The sequence below is a fragment of the Candidatus Anaplasma sp. TIGMIC genome, from assembly GCF_028204095.1.
Taxonomy (GTDB): domain Bacteria; phylum Pseudomonadota; class Alphaproteobacteria; order Rickettsiales; family Anaplasmataceae; genus Anaplasma.
The window spans coordinates 1-21616 of record NZ_JAQLOH010000003.1 but is presented as its reverse complement, the minus strand read 5'-3'; the positions used below and the strand labels follow the sequence as shown (position 1 = coordinate 21616).

Here is a 21616-nt window from a genome sequence, read left to right as displayed (position 1 = left end):
GACCCTATAGCTTCTATGTGTAAGTCTCTACTGAACTGTTCCTGTTGAGAAAATATTCTTCACATGGTCATGAGTTGGCACGAGGGCTCTGACGTGCGTTTATGTAAGTCGCCATGGACGAGGATACATTTTTGTAAAACGCTCTAATTTGTTTAAGGCTAGCGTTGAGGGCAAGCCATCAAACGTGTTGTGAGATATCAACCGTTATATCATAAACACAACAGGATTTATCATATTAAGTATATTCATACGTTGTCCTGATTGAAACACGAGCGATATACAAAACCGCTATTGTACGGCGCTTGTATGTCCCATGGTATTTTGCTACACTAGGCCAAGTTCGCTATACACGGGAGGTATTCGTGGTTTTTAGATTATGGAAGAGGATAACAGGTCTTAATGAGGTTGTGCTGTCAACGTTGTTGTGCAACGCCATAGAGCATTACGACTTCATAGTGTATGGAATCCTCAGTAGCACGATAAATAAGGTGTTTTTTGCTCAAGAAAACTTTTTTTCTGGGGACGATAGCGCGTATATGGCCTCTCTTATAGGATTTTTTGTTTTCGCATCGGCGTTTATGGCAAGGCCTATAGGCGCAATATTTTTTGGTTACATTGGTGACAAGAAGGGAAGAAGGGTTGCGCTAAATGCATCTACATTACTTCTGATTGGGTCCGTTCTAGGAATTGCTATGCTGCCAACTCCTCCGGTGTGGGGCATATACTCTGTAGTGGCACTTACCTTTTTGAGAGTAATGCAGGGATTGGCCTATGGTGCTGAGATAGGTGGCGTGGTATTGATGGCGGAAAGTATCGATAGCATGAAAATCCGCATCATGTGGGTAGCGCGTGTTACGTGCTGCACGGTCGGGATGATCGTGGGCGTATTTGTTGTTAAATTGTGTGAGACTTTCCTATCTGCTGAGAATATGGGAATATGGGGCTGGAGAATACCGTTCCTCGTTGCGGCACTGATTAGTCTTCCGCTTCCGAAGCTTCGTAAATTCATAAGAGAGAGCACGGAGTACATTAAATACAGAGAATCCGGTGTGGAAGAGAAGATTTTAAATTCCCTTTTCCATAACATTTTCTCTGTACTGCTGATAACCACTACGAGTGCGCTATCTGCGGGATACTTCTACATTTTTGTCGTTTACATGGAAATCAGTCACAAAGCTATGTTCTTTGAGTACGAAATATCTATGACTCTTTTGGGTATGGCTGCGTACACAAGCCTGTTGGTGCATGACTTTACTAAGAGAAGGTACTGCTTTATTCTTATATTGCTGTTCCTCGCCGCAACAGCGATGCCGTTCACTTATTATGTCCGGGAAGGCTACATGATAGCGCGTGTGACTTATGTTGCAGTGTCGGGTATATATCTTGGTTGGTACGGCACATTTATAGCTTTGCTTTTCCCTGTAGGGGCACGGCAGACTTGTTTTTCCGTAGGATACAGTATGGGCTACCTTGTAGGTGCTCTGGCTCCAGCATTGTGTTTGTGGTTTTATCATACTACTGGTAAGGATATAATGCCGGGATTGTACTTTACTGTACTCTCCCTTGTGGCTGCTGTAATTTTCGCGTTCTTCGTGCGCGAAGAAGGTGGCCGATACAAACTCACATACGGAAGTTGGCGGTAACTTTATTGCCAATTATAGGAGGCCCTTGCCGCTTGTGGTGGAGGCCTCTAAGTGTCGGGTGCAGCTCATTTAGCAGCGCACTGGTGCGGTTGGTTAGCCTATCGTGTTAGTGCGCTGCGTGATGCGTATGCTAGTATCATGCACTGATCTACCGTTTTCGTGGTTTTACTTTAGTGGATTAGAGGAATTGTGGTGAGTCTTGTGATTGTACGAGACTTGCCATGCAGAGTTTAGGTGCTACGCTTTGAAAATGTAAGCAGCCCTAAGCGCACTGGTATATTACTGGCATATTGGTGGTATTGTCGAAATGTGTAAAGCTCGTCTACTATTTCCTGCATAGCCAAAGGATCTGTGCGATTTGCCTGGTACTACGGTGTGAAGTTTATCAAATTGTGCATTGTCTATAAGATTCAGATTGGCATCTTGTATAAGTGGTCATACACCGGGCGTCGCAGTGGGCGTAATTGTCTCGATTCCGATATTTTTACGTAGTTTTTTGGTTAGGTGGCAGGACTGAAAGGTGTGAATATAAAATTTCAAGATGGGAGCAGCTATTAATGGCAGTAATGTAATTTTTATTATCACACCATGCTATTGGGCAACTGCTCATAGTTATTCTGTCAGGGTCGTTCGCGCTACAGCAATATGTGGTAAATCTTAATACTCACTGACCCGCTACATAGCGGAAGGATGGTCAATATGGATTGCTTTTCATCCGCATAAACTCTCGTACAGTATGCATTTGTAGTATTTCCATTTGTGTTTCGAGGCCATTACGCGGATTACGGTATTCTAAGTAGCGCTATCAAGTTGATATTGACAACTTTGTTGAGGTTGTGCAGCTTTGCAAGCGCGAAAATTTGATACAATGAGATTATCAACCGTAGCATCCATTGTGCTGGCGCATGTTTTGCGGGAAGTATTTCCTACAGGTGGTAGTTACGCATACAGTATGACTGTAGCCACGTTTTTTCTGAATGCTCATGTAGTGAAATATTGCGTATTTGTTTGCAGTACTCAACAAAACTTGCTTGTTTACGTAACGTAAATGCGAGATATGCACGCATGCTTATTGTCTGCGGATGGATTCACGAGTGAGTGTTGCAGCTTCCTAGCTACAATGCGCTATACGCTGGGTTGCAGTGCAAGATTTTCAGCCTTTTGCGCTTAGTTTGCCTACGAGTCCGAACAACATAACATCAAGACCGTATTGCAAAAGTAGAGATATGTAGCATGTGGTTTTTTGGCTTGCTTGAAAACGGCGCGTAAAAACCTTGCGGGGCGGGGAAGGAGCACACCCTGCGCAAGAACGGGCAACCTGTCACCTTTACGGAGTCTGCACAGCATAACTTAAACAATGCACAGACGCCCCACAACAACTAGGTAGCTCAGCAACAGTAGGAAAAACTAGTATGCGGCGACTACTAGAATGGAATCTCATCCACGTCGGGGTCAAGAAAGTCCGCCCCACCTAGGCTGCCGTCACTTGCTGCGATGTCTGCAGGTGCGCAATCGGTAGGAATGTCATGCCCAGTCATACCCTTGGGGTCTAGCAGACACAACGCGGAGTTAAAGCCCTGAAGCACCACCTCTGTTACATATCTGTCGTTGTTATTCTGGTCCGTCCACTTTCTTGTACGTAGAGACCCTTCAAGGTATACCTTGCTACCTTTCTTTGCGCAGGTTTTTACTACCTTTACTAACCCCTCGCTGAACACCACGACATTGTGCCACTCTGTCTTTTCTGTACGATTACCAGAAGTTTTGTCCAGCCAACTATCAGACGTTGCCAAGGAGAAGCTAGCCATTTCCTTGCCATTTTGCATTACCCTGATGTCAGGGTCCTTTCCCAGGTGACCTATCAAGATGACCTTATTGATTCCCAGTGAAGACATATACGCTAAAAAATTAAAAGCACCGGTAATACTAATCTTCCAATGAATTTAATTCAAGTTTTTGTTATCGATTGGGAAAATCGGAGATGCCGGCTATTGCGCTGTAATGTTTGGGTATTTCAAGTATTTTGTCCTTATGTATAATAAAAATGTGTTTTACTGGTTATGTGATGTAGTACTAGCCTGTGTACACACTATAAATTAAGATGGGTAACCCCATAGAGTTCTCAAAGATCTGCTGTGCGCATAAATATTCTGGTAATAACTGGTAAAATTTTGGGGCATTGGTGGGAATTTTGGTATAGACGTAATCCTACAAATGTTATAGTATCCGCTATGTTGAACTAGCCGTTCTAGTCGGGTGGAAAACTCCCTATCGAGGATAAAATACAGGACCCTAAGCAGTGTGGCGCGAGTCATCGACGAGGTGACGGATGTGGTGCTTTCGTGGGTTGGTAATATCAGCAAAGACTTGTCGCGCAGCCAAGACGTAGACAAGCTACTGAGTAGGATGCATGAATGTGTTAACCCCAAAGGGGGTGAGGTTAAGGCGAGGCACAACACAATATCGCTTGGGAATCTGTATTTGCAATTGTCTGAGGTGGGAAAGACACGATTTTTGTGTCTACTTAACGATCATTTCAGCTCCAAGCGAGAGGAGATAGAAGACAGGGTTAGTAGGTATATTGAAAATACCGATGATTCCCTTGAAGAGAAGCTAAGATTTGATCTGGCTTCTGCCTTGTCTTCACCCAGGCTAAGCATTCTCAAGCAGTTTATGTCTCTAGAAGAGGGTGTAAAATTCTTGGTAGACATGAGGGCGGATGTAATAACGCTAACGAGGAAGGGCAAAAGCTTTTTCGCATTGGAAAGAGATTTGAAGAATGTACTTTCTTCACTGTTTGACGTTGGGCTACTGGAGCTTCGTCACATAACGTGGGATTCTCCAGCGTCTATGCTAGAGAAGTTGATATTTTATGAGGCCGTTCACGCGATTTCCTCATGGGAAGATTTAAGACACAGGTTGGACTCTGATCGCAGGTGCTTCGCGTTTTTCCACTACAAAATGCCGCGAGAACCGCTAATTTTTGTCGAAGTTGCGTTGGTAGACGACGTCGCAGATAATGTCCAGGAGTTGTTGGATGATAGTGTTCCAAAAAAGGATCCTCGTGATGCTAAGGTTGCTATATTCTATTCTATTTCCAATACCCAGGTGGGGCTTGTTGGCATTAACCTCGGAAATTTTTTGATCAAAAGGGTTGTCAGTATGCTTTCCAGCGAGTTTGACAACATAGGCACCTATGCGACTCTATCACCCATACCCGGCTTTGTCAGGTGGTTGACGGGCATTTTATCTGAGGGTGATGTGGCTCTACGTGATATGGGCGTGATATATTCTGCAGAAACCCTCATGCAGTATGTAGATTCCATAAATAGCGATGCGCGGTGTATTCCCCTTGTGTGTCAGGGGCTGTTTCTGAAGTTATGTGCGCGCTATCTCAGTACTCAGAGTGGCAGTCGAGTTATAGATCCTGTTGCGCATTTTCATCTTAGCAACGGTGCGTCTATTCGGAGACTGAACTGGATGGCAGATAGTTCGCAAAAGGGTTTAAGTAGCTCGCTTGGTATAATGGTAAACTACAGTTATGAGCCGAATAGGATTGATGATAACTACGAGGCTTATGTTGTGCACGGTAAGGTGATATACTCTAAGGAAGTTGCTGCGCTTTTAAAGAACACTAAGAGAAGGGAGGGTGCAGGTTGAGCGCGTCTGGTACAATAAAGGGTAACCGATTTGACTGGGAAATGGTCATTGGGTTGGAGGTTCATGCACAGGTTACATCGGAGAGTAAGTTGTTTTCTCCAGCGTCGGCATGTGTAACCAATGAGCCGAATACCCGGGTTGCGCTGTTGGATATTGCCATGCCTGGAATGCTTCCAGTAACAAACCTGTACTGTATAAAACAAGCTGTGAAAACTGCTCTGGCGCTGTCATGTGAAGTAAATAGGTATTCTGTTTTTGATAGGAAGAACTACTTTTATCCTGATCTGCCTTCAGGATATCAGATAACGCAGTTTTACCATCCTATAGCAAGAGATGGCCACATAATTCTTGATGAGACCGCTGATGGCAAGAAGATAGGCATAACACGCATTCATCTCGAGCAAGATGCTGGTAAGAGTATGCATGTCGGTGAGAGGACTTGTCTTGACTTTAACCGGGCGGGCGTTGCTCTTATGGAAATAGTGACGGAGCCGGATTTACGTTCTCATGAGGAAGCTGCTGAATATTTGAAGAAGCTACGTATGATCTTGAGATGTATCGGGACATGTAGTGGAGATATGGAGAATGGGGCCCTGCGTTGTGATGCAAATGTCTCGGTGAGACGGGTGGGTGAAAGTGGATTGGGTGTTCGTTCCGAGATCAAGAATTTGAATTCTATAAAGTATGTAGCTCAGGCCATAAAGTACGAAGCTTGCAGGCATGTAGAGGTATTGGAAAGTGGTGGAAAGTTGGAGCAAAGTACCCTGCTCTACGATGTAGAAACAGGTACCACTAGAACAATGAGAAGTAAGGAAGATGTGTGTGATTATCGCTACTTTCCAGATCCTGATTTGCTTCCACTTAAGATTACAGAGGAGTTTATAGATGAGATAAAGGCGTCTATACCAGAGTTGCCCATGGAGAAAATGGCGAGGTATATGAGAGATCTCTCCTTGTCTAGGTATGATGCAGCTATTCTATCTTCAGATAAAGACATTTCCGAGTATTTTGATAGGGTAATTGAGCATAATTTGCCCGCTGAATTGGCTGCATCGTGGGTGACGGGTGAACTTTTTGGCGCATTGAATAAGCGTGGAACAGATATAGGAGAGTCTCCTATAGGGGCTGATGCGCTTAGTGAGTTACTGTCTTTAATAGTGAAGGGAACAATTTCTGGTAAGCTGGCAAAGCAAGTGTTTGCGATTATGTTCGAAACGGGGCGTAATGCAGAGGCCATAGTGGAAGAGCAGGGCCTGCAGCAGATATCTGATGAATCAGCGCTGAGTGTTGTTGTGGATGAAGCGATCGAGCAGAACCTCGATAAGGTGCTACAGTATAAGCAAGGGAAAGAAAAGCTGTTTGGGTATTTTGTCGGTCAGGTTATGCAAAAAACAAAAGGGAAGGCCAATCCCGATATGGTGAATGCTCTTATGAAGAGTAAGCTTGATCAAAAATGAGTAATGATGCGAACTCTGTGTTTACCCTAAAAAGGAAGCGCAGATGTGTTATTTCTGCAACAACTAGCTTCCATCCTATGTGGTGATCTTGTGCCCGTTTTATTCCTGTTTGGCAGAGAATTAGCATATATGGTTGCATTTTTAACAATTACCATAGCTTCTTCCATTGGTGTTAATTTTCTCAGCTAGATACTATATACGGACGTGATAGTAGAGTACTTATCAATTTGTATTTGTTACCAAAACTGTGATTGACAATGACGGTGTAAGCCAGTAGCATTTCGCTTGGTCCGTGGGGGTGTAGTTCAGTTGGTTAGAATACAAGCCTGTCACGCTTGAGGTCGCGAGTTCGAGTCTCGTCGCTCCCGCGGTGTTTTTTTAAGTGCATGGTTTTTTGTTGAGAATTACGGGTGGATTGTGCGTACCGGTATGCTCATGGAGGGAAAGAGGGGAGTCATCATCGGGGTTGCGAATGACAAGTCCCTAGCATGGGGCATTGCCAAGTCGGTATGTGCTCAGGGTGCCGAGGTAGCGATAACGTACCTTTCAGAGTCTTTCAAGAAGAGAATAGATCCTCTCGCGGAGTCTCTTGGTGTGAATTTAACAATTCCGTGCGACGTTGCTGTTGCAGAATCTGTAGACAATATGTTTGACGTGCTGGCCAAGGAGTGGGGAGGTCTGGACTTCGTTGTACATGCTGTAGCATTCTCCGACAAAAATGAGCTCAAGGGTAGGTATGTCGACACCACGCTTGGGAATTTTCTGACATCTATGCACATATCTTGTTACTCACTCACTTATGTTGCAAGCAAGGCAGAGCCACTTATGGTGAACGGTGGCAGCATTTTAACGCTTTCTTACTATGGGGCTGAGAAGGTTGTTCCTCACTATAATGTGATGGGTGTGTGTAAAGCTGCCTTGGAAGCCAGTGTGAAATATTTGGCAGTTGATTTAGGGCAACGGCAGATTAGGGTGAATGCTATTTCTGCCGGTCCTGTGAGGACTTTGGCGTCTTCAGGTATTAGCGACTTTCACTACATACTTACGTGGAATAGGTACAACTCTCCGCTGAAGCGTAATACTAGCCTTGATGAAGTAGGCGGTGCAGCTGTGTACTTTCTTAGCGATTTGGGTAAGGGTACTACCGGGGAAATTCTGCATGTGGACTGTGGGTACAACGTGGTAGGTATGAAAGCTGTTGATGCTCCTGATATAAGTCGGGTCAAAGAAGGGTCATAGTTGTTGGGTGCTTGGGCCTTTGAGGAGGTTTGGGGTGTGTGTTCCTACTGTATTCCAAGACTTTGGTGGTGCATCTTGTGTGTTGGCAAGGGTTCGTTGCCGGCTGGGGATGTTAGCGAGAAATATTTTTGCAATTTTACGCGGACCATGTGAGATGTTTTCCGCGGCAATGTGGTGAAGGGCTGGTAGTCTGTGCTTGTGCATGGATATCGAAAATAGGTGAGTAGTCGGGGTTTGTGTGATTTGGGTTCGTTGTTATGATAGGTAGTTCCGGGGCTGCTGATTGTAGTGTTGGTGTTGTGGACGAGGGTCGCGCGCACGACGGTCGTTCCGCATGGCGGAGCATTCAGGAAAAGTTACGAGACTTCTATGGTAGCGCCGTGTATGACAGCTGGCTTAGCTCCTTGTCGTATTCTGGCTACGAAAATGGTAAGGTGGTTCTTTTCGTGCCCACCAGATTTATTAAAGAGTGGATTCTAGTACATTACTTGGACAGGATTCTGAAATATTGGCAGAGTGAGAATAGTTCGGTTTACTGTGTTGATATTTGTGTTGCAGATAGTGGGGTGTCTGATGCAAGCACCTTCCATGTTGCAAATGGTCATCAGGCGGCGAGGCAGGAATCCACTTCAGCACCGGCTGTAGCGGCAAGTACCTATGAGAACCTAAGTTCTCCGTTGGATCCCAGATTCACCTTCGATAATTTTGTTGTTGGTAAGCCTAATGAGCTTGCGTTTGCGGCAGCCAGGCGGGTCGCAGAATCGTCGGAGCCCATTCCTGGCAGTAATCCTCTGTTTTTGTATGGTGGCGTGGGTCTGGGCAAGACTCATCTTATGCACGCAATAGCGTGGTATGTGTTGGGAGCTTCTGCGAAGAGGAAGATTGCGTATTTGTCTGCGGAGAAGTTCATGTACCAGTACGTTACGGCGCTTCGTAGTAAGGACATAATGTTGTTTAAGGAGCAGTTCCGCTCTGTTGACATCTTGATGGTGGATGATGTGCAGTTCATAAGTGGAAAGGATGGTACGCAGGAGGAATTTTTCCATACATTCAATGCGCTTATAGACCAGAGTAAGCAGCTAGTGATCTCCGCAGATAGGTCCCCAAGTGACCTTGATGGTGTTGAAGATAGGATAAAGTCTAGGTTGGGCTGGGGCCTTGTTGCAGACATTAATGAGACCACTTTTGAGCTCAGATTGGGTATTTTGCAGCTCAAAGTAGAGAAAATGGGGATACGTGTTCCTAATGAGGTGCTAGAGTTTTTGGCAAAGAACATAAAGTCCAACATTAGAGAGCTCGAGGGTGCTTTAAACAAGGTTGTAGCGCACTCGTCTCTTGTGGGTAGTAGTGTTACGGTCGAGCTTGCTAGTGATATTTTGTCTGATCTGCTGAGAGCTAATCATAGGCTTGTTACGATTGATGCGATTCAGAAGAAAGTAGCGGAATTTTTTGGCATAAAACTTGAAGATATGCACTCTTCGAGGAGGTTGCGCGCTCTGGCGCGGCCGCGTCAGATAGCAATGTATCTTGCAAAAAGGCTTACGCAGAAGAGCCTTCCAGATATAGGTAAGTGCTTTGGTGGTCGTGATCACGCTACGGTTATCCATGCAGTTAAACAGATAGAGAAATTTATAGATAACGATGCTAAGCTTGCGGGTGATATTAGTCTGCTGATAAGGATGCTCAGGTAGCGTGCTAAATTAGTCTGTCGTTGTTTAGTTAACCGCCAGATGTCCCGGTGTTTTTGGGGCATTGTGCTCGTTTTTCATCGTCAACTATGGTCTGCGGTTAAGGGTTTATCCGAGTGGACAGCAAGTGCTCAGTGTCTGTGGACAGAGGATGTGCTATATCGTCGTGTTGTGCTTTGAACTGGTGAGTTGTTCAAAGTGTACGGGATGCAGTGGGCGTGTAGCACGTTTTCACGGCCTGTTTTTCCGGAACAATAGCTTGCTTTAGAGACATATAAACGACTCTTTATAAGGTTCCGAGTAATGCAACGTGGCGATTGAGTCCTAGTATGCAGTTATGAAAAAACTGTCATCGTGTACAGAGTGGTATGCTACAAATTTAGCGGAATATGCAACGCATTTAGGTTCCGCAATAAGTCGTATGAACCTTTTCTGACTTAGACATTCAAATCTGGGTAGCGCGTGTATGTGAATTGCAGGTTTCATTTTCTAAAAACTGTGTTCTGCACGAGAAAAACGCAAGAACAAGTACCGATGCAATAACAGACTTTGTAGTGCAGGCACCACATCTTGGAAAAATGAAAACGGGGGCAGCTATATTGCTGAAATTACATCAGTGAATCCGGAGTACAAAGCATGCCGTACCGTAGCAACGAACAGAACGATACTCAGATCTGTCGGACGCTACTTTGGAGCGTGGCAACCGCAGAGATGCCAAACACAAAACATATGATGCGTGATATCCTAAAGGAGAAAGCCATGCGCGCTGAGAGTTCGCATTCTCCGAAGAGTAAAAATCTACCGTGAACCGACGCCACGTGTACGAGATGCAGCGTACTTTTCGGTATTTGTCTCAGTAATGTAGCTACTTATGTCTTTTGGTTGTTTAAAGTCGCTGTCAGTAGTTGTAACAAGCCTTGCAGCATTAGCACCCGACGTCAAATCGTGAATGTCCGTGGCGTCTTTCGTCTCAGACGTCAGGTTTTTCACGTTACTAAATGTATTCCAGGCTGCGTATGCAGGCAGCATAGCAGCTACCAAACCAGTGCCTCCGGTGACGCAAGAAACAAGTAGCATCATAACTAGACCTAGAGGAGATGTTAATAGCTCAATACAAACCTCGTCGGTGCTTTGTTCATCCTTTCCTTTAAGGTTCATTTTTTCTTTAAAGAACTCCATAGTAGCGGACATCACAGCGGAAACACCGCCTGAGGCATCAGGTACGAAAGCAGATAGTATCTTTTCAGTAAGTGAAGCCTTGTCGCATGCAAACTTGTTTTCTCGTTGGTACGCACGGACAGTCTCCTTATCATGGCTGACCAATGGTGCGTTAGAAGCTGAGTTGACCAGAGTTAGGAAATATTCCAACTCCTTATCTTTCAGGCCCGAGATGAATGACCTTGCCTCGTCCACGTAATGTAGCTTGTACATACCTATGGCTATGCGTTCACGTTCCAGTCTGCCAGAGCCGTTGCGGTGCATAAAGTCATACAGCGTGTTGGTCTTGCTCTTGCCATAGCAGGACTCAAGAGCACGACGGAGCGTCGTATTGACGAATTCTGTACGGCAAACGATAAGGCCCTCATGGCGCTTAGGAGAATTCTCATCAGCTAGAGCGCGTGCTAGAAGCGCACTATCAGCACTTCCGGAACTCTGCAACGAAGCAATCTTTTCATTAAGCATTTCAAGCGTGGCTCTATCTACCTCGCCATCGACGAAGTCGTCTGTACGCTTACATACGCTGGCAAGACGCTCAGCGCCCAAAGCCAAGCCATTCTTACGGAGTGAAAAATTCTTATCAGTGGACACAACGAAACCTCGCTGGAAGTGCAACAAAACACGCGGGACGGCTAGCATAGCACTTTATCAAGGTGCCGAACAGTATACCATACCTTAAGACATTAAACAAACCAGACAGGCGACTAGCCCGTACTGCGGCGAACTACGTACGCTCCTGAACCAGCGCTGTTAATAATTATGAATACGTGACATATGACTGTCAAGAGTATATACACGAAGGTGGCTTATAGGGATGCAGAAAGTGTACATAGGCATATATGGTGGCACGTTTGATCCCCCTCATGAGGGGCATCTTCACGTGGCTACTACCCTGATGAAGCGGCTCAAACTTGGTGGTGTGTGGTGGGTCGTTACCGGGAGGAACCATCTGAAGCCAGAGGCCATGTACAGTTTTTCTAAGAGAAAAGAGCTTGTGAAGAACATGGTGTCACGCCACGCAGGCATGCGGATAGCGGATATAGGCAGCTCAAGGTCGTATGACGTTGTTAGAACATGTCAACAAAGGTATCCGCACATAAAGTTTGTATGGCTATGTGGAACGGACAATATGGCAACAATGCACATGTGGCATCGATTTTCGGATTTTTCTGCCATGGTTCCTATAGTCTTTCTAGAGCGCCCGGGATACATGTATTGTGTAATGCATAAGAAAGTAGCATCCTTAGTGCCACGAATACCTGTGGTATGTAGTGAGGTTTTGTGCAACGCGAGGTTCGGCTGGTGCGTTATAAGAACAAAAACTAACACAGAAACATCAACGAGCATAAGATGCGGTTTGAGAGTTGAGAATTTTCCATCACCGCACTAGGAAGCACAGCACAATTGTGTTGCCAGGGAGTCGTAATGTGCCGATAAACAATATAGATATAACAAATGTTAACTCGAGTGTTGTTTAGAAGCATTGTCATATGGACATGGTGAAACAAATTTCGTACATAAAGGTCGAGTACAAGCGATAGGAGGAGGCTGCGGTGCTGTTAGGTGTGAATGTTGATCATGTTGCAACGCTACGGAATTTAAGGGGTACAACATATCCTAGTATTGTAGAAGCAGCGAGAGTCGCAGTAGATAACGGTGCTGATTTCATAACTGTCCATCTACGCGAGGATAGACGGCATGTACGTGATGGAGATCTCCACGAGCTACGACGTGATGTTACCGCTCCACTAAATTTGGAAATGGCCGCAACAGATGAGATGATAACAATTGCTAAGGAAATCAGGCCCGAGTACGTCTGTATTGTTCCAGAGAAACGTGAAGAAGTAACAACAGAATCTGGTCTTGACGCTAAAGTTCTTGAAAACGAGCCTGCTATAGTCGAGGAACTGCAACGGCACGGTATAAAGGTGACGTTATTTCTAGATCCGTATTCTGAGCAGATAGAAATCGCGAGTAGGTTAGGTGTTGATAAGATAGAGCTGCACGTAGGCGAGTATTGCAGGACTCGCAGCTCTGACGAATTTGACAGAATTACAAAAGCAGCTGAATTATGTTATTCAAAGGGGATAGAGTGCCACGCTGGACATGGGATAGATTATGGTGCAGCTGTCCAATTATCCAAGTTGCGCCACATAACAGCAATTAACGTAGGCCATTTCATAGTATGTGAGGCTGTACTTCATGGTATGGCTAATGCAGTTGGAAAGATGAAAGCTATTATAACGAGCTGATTATCGCAAATAAGCTGTAAGTTTTCCGCGACAAAGCTGGCAACAAAAATTAGTCCGGTGTGCCACGTGTAGCCTTACCACATAGACAGCCAACAGTGGGGTTACTCAGCACAAACCGAGTGTAAAACAGAGATATGCAGCAGTATTTTCCTAGGAGAAGGTTTTAGTATCAATAGAAGGCCGAAACTATCACTGAATTTTCAAATCTTAAGCCAAATAACCACAGATAATTATCAAGTAACTTTGTATAAATCGGCTTTGTAACGTCATCTTACGTACCGAGTGACTATAGGACTACGAGTACACAGTAACGCCTCAAACGCAAAGCCTCTGTAGACTTCCTCAGTCCACAACAATACATCTGCGTCGTATTCATTTAAATCAACAATCCGAATACTTTGTTTCAGCACATTTTCTTGGCGGCGCCAAAAAAACTTCTCACTCCCGTAGGACGTATTTTCTGCTATTAGAAACAAGTTCAACATAGCGTAGTCTATCGGCAGACGATAACAGCAACCCCAAACCCTTACGTCAAGCGTAGCCTAGTCCATATCATATAGAACGTATCCTGTTTCTGATGCCCCCTCTTTATCAACACAAGCACACGGTACGCCCTATGTTACATAAGTCACAAGGCCAGTACATGTCCTAATAAACCCTTTGTTGTCAACAAGGCTAAAAAACAGGTACATCTCCGCCATCAGCTTTCAGTACAGATACTCCATGTACACACCAGCCACGTTATGACACATCTATATGCGTCCTATCCTCAGCACGGTAAGTACTCGCTACACCCACGCATACTATGCGAGCTGAAACCAAACGCGGAAATTACACACACCAAACAAGGGACACCCGCAGACCAGCACCAAAAACACACCCCCACGGGAACAAAACCCTCTAACACCTAATGGCGCAGTATCCCAGTGTCAAAACACAACAAAACTACAGAGAAACACACACACCTAAGAACGCCAAGCTCCAACCCGCACGCAATGCGCTCTATACATTTACCGTATCGAGTAACTTCCTGCTAGATCTGAATCGTACGCGCCTTTTTGGAGGCAATGTTTCCAAATGACCGGTTTTAGGGTTGTGGTATTTCTTCTCTGCACATTGAATCACGTGTAGTGTTCCAACATTATGAAGGCGGATTGAATTGTTAGTCTCCAGCGCTGTTTTGATAGCCGACATCACCACATCGTACGCGCTACTCGAATCCTTCTTCGTAAATCCCAAACCCGACATTAACGCCCTTACTATGATCTCCTTGCTCATAAGTAAAACTCCTAACTCGACATAAGTTAATCGGACCTAGGATATTAGGTTGGTTGGCATAGTCAACTAAATTCGTCGCCATTAACTAACGTATTATTAAGCATGGATGACTTTTTGCTACAAAGTGACACAGGTACACACTGCTAAACAGTATAGATATTATTCCCTGTAGGTTTTGCTTTATACGGTCAATTCTCCTTATAACCTACTGTAAGTCGTGTCATAATCTCGGTTATCCGATATATAGTTGCAGCCTTGTGCACTTGCAGTTTTCTAGAAATAGTGAAAATCTCTTGTGCCTTGAAGTACCGCTCTAGCATGTGAGGTATACAATTCAGCTTTTTGTTGTCTTTTTGCAACTTTAGCGTGTTACTAATAGTATCATGCATAGCTTTTAACGCTAAATACTCAACTTTGTGTATTGGTATGTCAGTCGATAGCACCGATTCCGCATTGTTAGGTATTGCGCCCGTGCGAATTGTAGAGACAAAGCTTTCGTATAGAGATATTTCTTTTTCTATGTCACAGGTAACCATGCCAGGAACACCAGGATACAAAACCACTGCCTTCTTCTCAACATTCATACCGGGGAAGTTAAGCCCTACAATATGTTGTGTTTCATCATCAGATAACTCGTGGAAGTTAAGCACAACGCACCGTGATCTAATGACGATAGGGACATTGTGCACGTTGTGACTAATGAGGAGTATTAAGGAATTCTTTGGAGGCTCCTCGAGGACCTTCAGCATGGAATTCATGGTATTGTCGCTGAGTCCATCAACGCTGTCCAAGATGGCAACCTTACGATCAGCACTGACTGTAGACATATGTAAAAAGTTTTTCATTCTTCTAACTTTGTCTATGCCTATAGGCGCGGAGTCGTTGTCTATAATTATAACATCAGGGTGTGCTTCAAGATCACTAGCATGGGTCACATGTCTTGCAAAGGCGTGAGATAAGCTTGCTTTTCCAATGCCTCGTTTACCACACAGGAGCCATGTACTTACCCCTGGGTTTTCACGAAGAGCTTTCTTTTGTGAGACATGCCCCACTATCGAGTCCATATTGTTTTTCCGCAATACCAATAGCATTGAGAATCTTCTGCTTCGTCAACATACCATTCCTAAGTATCTTGCGTGACGCGACCTCAAACACGGTCGAGCATACACCGTTGACGGAGCTGTCATCCTCCAAAAACTCAGCAACACTCTTCCGAATTTCGTGAGGAACATCAGAAGCACGCGCAGCACTGTGCATGCCTGACAAGTTGGCACTCGTGGCCACCACTGGGTACTCAAACCTCTTAAGCACCTCGCGTGCCAGTGCATGGTCAGGTATTCTCACCCCCAGGGTATCCTTGAAGAAACCTCTTGGCAAGTTTTGTGTGGAGCTTATAGGCAGTATGAATGTTACGGGTCCTGGAGAAAGAACATTCACTATCTCCATATCGCAGTTCCGCACGTCTGCGAACTCACGAATCTGCTTTGCATCACTCAGCATGATGGAGAATGGTTTTTCCGGTTCACGCTGTTTTACTTCATACAACCTGTGTACGGCACTCTCGCAAAGCGCGCTGCATGCCAGGGCATAGACAGTCTCGGTAGGAAAGCAGACGAGTTCACCGCGCCTTAGCGCACATACAACCTTCTCTAGCACTTCTTCCTTAATTACAGAGACATACCCCGGTTGCACATGGTGCGGGGATGATCTAAGTATATTTCTTTTGCTAACAAAACACCACGATACTTTTTGCATTGCTGCGTGGGAGGCGTATAAAGGACACGTTGTAGGTGCTACGGTGAAGTGGAAAAAAGATGAGACCGTAGCGTTGAATAGGTACATATTTCGTAAGTTTTACAATAATTGGACACGTAAATGAGCATTCACGGCAAGTGCAGGACTCACTATATCGAAAAAAGGACAGTTTTCATGCGTAGATGTCGTACACATTAATGATGAATTCTACCCGTAGCACGGATAAAACCTTAGGGTAGAATGGGCCTTTTCTAGTCTACATAGCGCCTTGAGTATTTTCCGCAGCATTATCTTCTCTGATAGAAGATCAAAGGTCTACAGGGCACGATCCAAGTGTATACTACGGGTGGTATGGCAATACTGTGAATAAGACGAGAGGTTTTCTTCGTATTAAAACGCGAAGTCATTATTGAGATTTGCACGCTTGGAAAGAAAAAAAGCATATATCTATGCTAAATACCAATACTAGAGAGGCGTTTTCTGTTTGTAAACACTATAGCTCCTGCTAGGATGAGCTTATAGTTTGTGTACTCTTGTTAACTATAAAGGTAGGAGATGATAATTCTAGGGCTCAGCGGTGGATCTGGCTCAGGAAAGACCACAGTTGCAGCCATGTTTGCAGGGTTAAGTAACGCTGCGGTGTTCGATGCTGACAAGGAAGTGCACCTGATGTACGAGAAGGATATTCGCGTGATAAATCTTGTTCAAGAGTATTTCCCAGATTCAGTATGCGATGGACGTATTTCAAGGGAAAGTCTTGTCAGTCATTTTCTTGTGTACGATTCAAAATGGCGTGAGCTGCAATCCGTAATCTATAAAAAGCTTCTGCATAGGCAAAAGAAGATGGTGCTAAACTGCAGAAGGGTAGGGGTGAGATATTTGATTTTGGACATTCCGTTGTTAATGGAAGAGGGTTTTTGGAGATGTTGTGATGCTATTGTGCATGTGAGCTCTAGTCTATGGGTCCAGCGTAGGAGGCTTAGTGCTCGTGGTATGTCAGATAGGAATATAAGTGTGCTCCTTTCGAGGCAGGTTAGTATTGAAAAAAGACGCAATTGGGCGGATTTTTGTGTAAATACCAGTGGGTGCCTTAGGGAAACCTCGTTGAGTGTTTTGCGTATAATAAAACAGACGTGCGTAGATTACGGAATGGGTTCGCATCATGTTAGGTACTCCAGTTTTACTCCCTCTTTTGGCAGTAGAAGCATTAGCCAAACGCTGGTCTATGCTGCAATGCAGTAGCAGAAATTTCGGGTTATCAACATCGTGTGAGAGTCACGTATGTAACCAGCTTCGCGAGAGTAGCTGCACTCGCGATCGTATGAAGCAACGAAGATTTGGGACAACTAGCTACGCCCGATATGCGAACCCTGTTGCTGAGAAGGGATTATGTATGTTGAAATCCATAGTTAGGACAATGTGACAAAACGTTAAGTAACACTGTTCTTGAGCTGCAAAAGCTACGCGATGTTTTTTCACAGTTCTGTTCAGGATAGATGCAAAGTCGCTTCTGTTTCTTCTAAAAGCTCATATCGACAGGCATATGCTATGACTGCTGTAACGCCTTACTCAACTTCATGGAACAAAACTTTGGTCCACACATAGAACAGAAATTTGCTGTCTTTCCACCCTTTCCAGGGAGAGATTCATCATGTAGAACCCGTGCAGTTGTAGGATCTATAGATAAGTTAAACTGATCGTTCCATCGGAAGTCAAACCTAGCCTGACTTAGGGCATAATCTCTAGCAGATGCTGAGGGGTTACCTTTTGCAAGATCAGCTGCATGTGCAGCAATTTTATAAGCCATAACGCCCGCTTTTACGTCCTCTAAGTTTGGTAGACCCAAATGCTCTTTCGGTGTTACGTAGCACAGCATGGCTGTACCGTACCATCCGATCATTGCAGCACCTATTGCGCTAGTAATGTGATCATAACCGGGAGCAATATCCGTTGTTAGAGGGCCTAAAGTGTAAAATGGTGCTTCATCACAAATATCAAGCTGCTTTCGAACATTTTCTTCTATTAAATGCATAGGGATGTGACCAGGTCCTTCAACAATGACTTGGCAATCATGTGATCTTGCTACCTTAACAAGCTCACCTAGAGTCTGAAGCTCTAAAAACTGCGCCGTGTCATTAGCATCATCAATAGACCCTGGTCTTAAGCCATCCCCCAGAGAGAATGTTACATCATAGCTACGCATGATCTCACATATCTCCTCAAAGTGTTCATAGAGAAAATTTTCTTTGTTATGCGCTAAGCACCAGTGAGCCATTATCGCTCCACCTCTGGATACTATACCTGTGGTCCGCTCACGTGTGTGAGCTATATAATCTTTTAAGACACCGGCATGGATAGTGAAGTAGTCTACCCCCTGTTCTGCCTGCTCAATAAGTGTTTCCTTGAAGACTTCAAAGTTTAGATCTTCCGCAACACCGTTAACTTTATTGAGGGCTTGGTATATCGGTACGGTGCCTATAGGAACTGGGCTATTGCGAATTATCCACTCACGGATGTTATGTATGTTGCTCCCAGTAGAAAGGTCCATAACTGTATCAGCACCGTAAACTACGGCCAGTGCCATTTTTTCAACTTCTTCTTCTACACCCGAAAGAACCGCTGAATTACCGATATTGGCGTTAATCTTCACCAAAAAGTTCCTTCCTATTATCATTGGCTCCGATTCCGGATGATTGATGTTTGCAGGAATGACCGCTCTGCCTCGCTCAATTTCTTCCCGAACGAACTCGGGTGTTATCTCCTTACGCGGTGAATTATTGCGCCGTGATTCAGGAACCTGCATTCTTAACGCATTTTCGCGTATCGCAACGTATTCCATTTCAGGGGTTATAATTTTATTTTTTGCGTAGAAAAGCTGTGTAACTGCTTGCTTATCATTTGCCTTTTGAAGTACCTTGTCTGTTGCACTAGGGTGTGCAGTCAACAATGCGTTGCCCGCCGCAACATAACTTCTCTGTACACTGCAAGTGTCTTGCCGATTTGCTATCCAATCCTTTCGCAACTTCTGCAGGCCAGTGCGCGGATCTACCTTTTCTGAACTGTCTGTATACTGACCTCCGGTGTCGTATACTAAAAACTTCTGCTCTCCATTTCTTATATCAATTTGGCGCATCCCAACCTTCATGTTTGGATACGTAACGCCTTTAACATAGACTTTGCTGGACGAAGGGTAAATTTCAGAAAAATTCACGAAAATATCACCGAAATATCGACCCCCATATCTTATATTTATTGGTACGACGATACAACCACTAAGATCAAGATTTTTACTATTTCATCTACGACTAATACAGTGCACATGCGGTGCGCACATTGAAGATGCATGACTGGCTATAAAAGCGGGTTCTGGCCGTTCTCATAACGTACTTTTTCCTTTTGAACGCAGCAACACGTAGAACGCACCCTTACCACCATGAGTAGGTTTTGCTTGAGTGTAATAGAGCACCAGTCTTGCCAAATTTCTGCTTTGCAGCCATCTATGCAAGTTTTGTCTTATAATGCTTGTCCCATTGGATTTGCTACCCCAGCCCGTGATAACTAGTACACACTTATGGCGGGCTTCAAAGCTATCAGTGATAAAATCTACAAGCATATCGAAGGCCACATCTGTACTCAGACCGTGCAAATCTATTCTGGCGGCTATCGGGTATCTTCCTCTGTCTATTCGTGATTTTGTCCCAGCATCTATGTCAGCAATAAGGCCACTGTCTTCAGTGCAGTGGCGGCTGGTTTCAAGTTCTGAAGAAACTACCCCATACAGGCTTCTGTTTGCTGCACAAAGTCTATCAAAAATCTTATCAGTGATTTTAAGCCCCTTTAAGGCATCGCTCTTGTTACTTTGTACATGTTTTCTCGTTTTTATTGAGGTTTCGCAACCGACTTTGCTGAAATTGGGTGGGGCAATCGTAACCTTGTCTACTTTGTTTATTTTTCGAGTATACCGCTCGACATCTTCCCAACAAGATGCGTCATCAGAGCCTTCATCGGAGTTGTCTGTATTCATCACCAATTCCGCAACACCAATACTAGACACAGAGTGATTTGATCCATACGTACTGTACAGTAAACCAAAGTGTCCTAATAGTCAGCTTTGATTTTATCTGTTATTGCGTACGACGCGTATGAGAAAAGTTCTTAGAAGATACCCGATATGAAAAGCACGAAGCACCCTCCAGACATCATGCATGACTAATACTTGGCCTGGCCCGGTACGTGGGCACACGCCACAGAAGGCCGCCAACACAACACCATAACAAGTAGCAACCCCATACCGCACTGCGACGCGCAAACACGCGAAATCCGCAACAACTGCACTTCAGGTGCTACTGTAACAAATTATGCCAACGCGAGACTAAAAACCATCTAGGCTACCGCCCTTGCCTGAAAGAAACTTATCTTGATCCAAGAATCCCGGATATGCGCCCTTGTCGCCGTACCCTTTGCCCGTGTCTGACGGATTGGGCCCTCTATGCGTAGCTTGGTACGCACCACGAGACATAACGCTACGAGGATTTGTGAATTCTTCCAGGTACTTCTTGCACCTTTGAACAGCTAACCCGAACACCACAGAGAGATCCAGATGACCTGATGCTATTTCACGCAGTGCAACAACTGTATTCTTGTCATCCTGTCTGGCAACCAAAGTTGTGGCACCAGAGCTAAGCTCATGAGCCCGCTGGCTGGCCAAGATAACAAGTTTAAACCTGTTGCCGGAGTAGCCAGTAAAACACCTACTATCTTCAGAATTCATCTCCAACCGTAGAGAAAGTAACAACCCGGCTATTGTACCCGCTTAATTCGTTATATGCAACACGATCGATGATCTCCAGGGTTTGTGCTGCAAAATTGTTTTCTACCGATATCAGTAAAGGGTGAGTTTACCCATGCGAAGGACGTGGTTAAAGAACTTTGCAAATCAGGTAATAACATATCGAGTATCGAGAAACCGTATTCCAGTTTGCTAACATCGATCCAAGGGTACGTAGTTGCTATGCAGGTCATTTTAATAACGGAATACCTGCAGGTTCTGTAGCGCATGGGAGAAGCACATGACTAACTTGTTAGGTACCGACCCATACCAAGTAGTGCCGAGATCTCATTGTCATACTCACGACAGGAAATTGCGTTATTCTCCTCATTCCTGCTTTGGATAACATGCCATAACGTGTTACTTGCTAATTTTTACTTCAGCTGCAAGGGAGCAGGGGAGATTACAACGGGGCAATACCAGGCATGGCCCTTACTTATTAAGACTAGTGCATTGTGGTGAACTGCCATTTTGGGGACCATTGCTGATTTCGTAGTACATACTTCTTGCCTCGGTGGGACAGCAGCATATACTGACATGCCTCATGCCTCATGCCTCATGCCTCATGCCTCATGCCTCATGCCTCATGCCTCATGCC

At 44.8% G+C, this 21616-nt stretch carries 17 protein-coding genes and 1 tRNA gene; 9 read left to right on the top strand and 9 right to left on the bottom strand.

Annotated features, from left to right (window positions below; genetic code table 11):
* The first annotated feature begins 362 nt into the window (after positions 1-362).
* Positions 363-1643 (top strand): MFS transporter, encoded by a 1281-nt coding sequence (locus tag PGW94_RS00635; protein ID WP_271757438.1) that lies wholly within the window; start codon positions 363-365, stop codon positions 1641-1643.
* 1424 nt (positions 1644-3067) lie between these two features.
* Here PGW94_RS00635 and ssb read toward each other — a convergent pair.
* Positions 3068-3538, bottom strand: a complete 471-nt coding sequence (gene ssb / locus PGW94_RS00630; RefSeq protein ID WP_271757435.1) for a single-stranded DNA-binding protein — start codon at positions 3536-3538, stop codon at positions 3068-3070.
* Positions 3539-3899: 361 nt separating this feature from the next.
* Here ssb and PGW94_RS00625 point away from each other — a divergent pair, with 361 nt between their 5' ends.
* The 5 genes from PGW94_RS00625 (at position 3900) to dnaA (ending at position 9690) form a co-directional block, all read left to right on the top strand.
* Complete coding sequence (locus tag PGW94_RS00625; RefSeq protein ID WP_271757432.1) at positions 3900-5303, top strand: malonyl-CoA decarboxylase; 1404 nt, start codon at positions 3900-3902, stop codon at positions 5301-5303.
* A complete protein-coding gene (gene gatB / locus PGW94_RS00620; protein ID WP_271757429.1) occupies positions 5300-6760 on the top strand; it encodes an Asp-tRNA(Asn)/Glu-tRNA(Gln) amidotransferase subunit GatB in 1461 nt (486 codons plus the stop codon). The genes PGW94_RS00625 and gatB overlap by 4 nt, the downstream gene beginning before the upstream one ends.
* 294 nt (positions 6761-7054) lie before the next feature.
* A tRNA-Asp gene (locus tag PGW94_RS00615) sits at positions 7055-7128 on the top strand.
* Positions 7129-7189: 61 nt separating this feature from the next.
* The gene (locus tag PGW94_RS00610) at positions 7190-7999 is read left to right on the top strand and encodes an SDR family oxidoreductase (protein WP_271757500.1); all 810 of its coding nucleotides are present in this window, start codon (positions 7190-7192) and stop codon (positions 7997-7999) included.
* 257 nt (positions 8000-8256) lie between these two features.
* A complete protein-coding gene (gene dnaA / locus PGW94_RS00605) occupies positions 8257-9690 on the top strand; it encodes a chromosomal replication initiator protein DnaA (protein WP_271757426.1) in 1434 nt (477 codons plus the stop codon).
* 795 nt (positions 9691-10485) lie between these two features.
* Here the strand turns inward: dnaA and PGW94_RS00600 are convergent.
* Complete coding sequence (locus tag PGW94_RS00600; RefSeq protein WP_271757423.1) at positions 10486-11496, bottom strand: hypothetical protein; 1011 nt, start codon at positions 11494-11496, stop codon at positions 10486-10488.
* Positions 11497-11719: 223 nt separating this feature from the next.
* On the opposite strand from PGW94_RS00600, the gene PGW94_RS00595 reads away from it, so the two are divergent.
* Both PGW94_RS00595 and PGW94_RS00590 read left to right on the top strand, forming a co-directional pair.
* Positions 11720-12295 (top strand): nicotinate-nicotinamide nucleotide adenylyltransferase, encoded by a 576-nt coding sequence (locus tag PGW94_RS00595; RefSeq protein WP_271757420.1) that lies wholly within the window; start codon positions 11720-11722, stop codon positions 12293-12295.
* A gap of 163 nt (positions 12296-12458) precedes the next feature.
* Positions 12459-13157, top strand: coding sequence for a pyridoxine 5'-phosphate synthase (locus PGW94_RS00590; protein ID WP_271757417.1), 699 nt, complete (start codon positions 12459-12461; stop codon positions 13155-13157).
* 266 nt (positions 13158-13423) lie between these two features.
* Here the strand turns inward: PGW94_RS00590 and PGW94_RS00585 are convergent, their stop codons facing one another.
* The 4 genes from PGW94_RS00585 to PGW94_RS00570 all read right to left on the bottom strand — a co-directional run bounded on the left by PGW94_RS00585 (position 13424) and on the right by PGW94_RS00570 (position 16127).
* Positions 13424-13642 carry a hypothetical protein gene (locus PGW94_RS00585; RefSeq protein WP_271757414.1) on the bottom strand — a complete coding sequence of 73 codons (219 nt, stop codon included), beginning with the start codon at positions 13640-13642 and terminating at the stop codon, positions 13424-13426.
* A 517-nt stretch (positions 13643-14159) separates the two neighbouring features.
* On the bottom strand, positions 14160-14435 hold the full coding sequence (locus tag PGW94_RS00580; protein WP_271757410.1) for an HU family DNA-binding protein: 276 nt from the start codon (positions 14433-14435) through the stop codon (positions 14160-14162).
* Between the two features lie 188 nt (positions 14436-14623).
* Positions 14624-15499: an AAA family ATPase gene (locus PGW94_RS00575; protein WP_271757407.1), complete on the bottom strand. Its 876-nt coding sequence runs from the start codon at positions 15497-15499 to the stop codon at positions 14624-14626.
* Positions 15453-16127 carry an L-threonylcarbamoyladenylate synthase gene (locus tag PGW94_RS00570; RefSeq protein ID WP_271757405.1) on the bottom strand — a complete coding sequence of 225 codons (675 nt, stop codon included), beginning with the start codon at positions 16125-16127 and terminating at the stop codon, positions 15453-15455. Before PGW94_RS00570 ends, PGW94_RS00575 begins: the two co-directional genes overlap by 47 nt.
* Before the next feature lie 618 nt (positions 16128-16745).
* Between PGW94_RS00570 and coaE the strand changes: the two genes are divergently transcribed.
* Positions 16746-17432 (top strand): dephospho-CoA kinase, encoded by a 687-nt coding sequence (gene coaE / locus PGW94_RS00565; RefSeq protein WP_271757402.1) that lies wholly within the window; start codon positions 16746-16748, stop codon positions 17430-17432.
* A gap of 304 nt (positions 17433-17736) precedes the next feature.
* Here the strand turns inward: coaE and thiC are convergent, their stop codons facing one another.
* The 3 genes from thiC to rpoZ form a co-directional block, all read right to left on the bottom strand.
* Complete coding sequence (thiC, locus tag PGW94_RS00560; protein ID WP_271757496.1) at positions 17737-19407, bottom strand: phosphomethylpyrimidine synthase ThiC; 1671 nt, start codon at positions 19405-19407, stop codon at positions 17737-17739.
* Positions 19408-19566: 159 nt separating this feature from the next.
* Positions 19567-20244, bottom strand: a complete 678-nt coding sequence (locus tag PGW94_RS00555) for a Smr/MutS family protein (protein ID WP_271757399.1) — start codon at positions 20242-20244, stop codon at positions 19567-19569.
* Positions 20245-20562: 318 nt separating this feature from the next.
* Positions 20563-20961, bottom strand: coding sequence for a DNA-directed RNA polymerase subunit omega (rpoZ, locus tag PGW94_RS00550; RefSeq protein WP_271757396.1), 399 nt, complete (start codon positions 20959-20961; stop codon positions 20563-20565).
* Positions 20962-21616 lie beyond the last annotated feature (655 nt).